1 protein-coding gene is annotated in these 275 nt (G+C 60.0%); it reads left to right on the top strand.

Going from position 1 to position 275, the window contains the following annotated elements; translation table 11 throughout:
* Positions 1-87: 87 nt before the first annotated feature.
* The coding region (locus tag SB719_RS19960) for a hypothetical protein (protein WP_412159710.1) at positions 88-275 on the top strand (188 nt) is incomplete at its 3' end.

Raw genomic sequence — 275 nt, 5'->3', positions numbered from 1 at the left:
CGTCGCTCGCTGACTGACCTGCTCAATTCCTTCACCCCTACGGGAGCCGCTCCCGGAGGGGGCGCGCTCCGTAAAACTGGAGCAATCATGTTCGACGAAATCATTGACAAGATGGAAGCCGCGATTGCGGCCCTCATCGGACTTATCCGCGCTGGCCACCCGCTGTGTGGGACTGTTAGCGGCAAAGACTCGACCTGCGCAACGATCCTCATGCTGGAGGCTGTGCGCCGCATTGGACAGACGGGAGAATCCCAGCCTGCTCATTACATCTCGAC

It is taken from the genome of Pantoea sp. SIMBA_079, assembly GCF_046940275.1.
GTDB classification, from domain to species: Bacteria; Pseudomonadota; Gammaproteobacteria; order Enterobacterales; family Enterobacteriaceae; genus Pantoea; species Pantoea borealis.
Note: the sequence above shows the minus strand (reverse complement) of the source record. Positions and strands in the feature narration are given on the sequence as shown.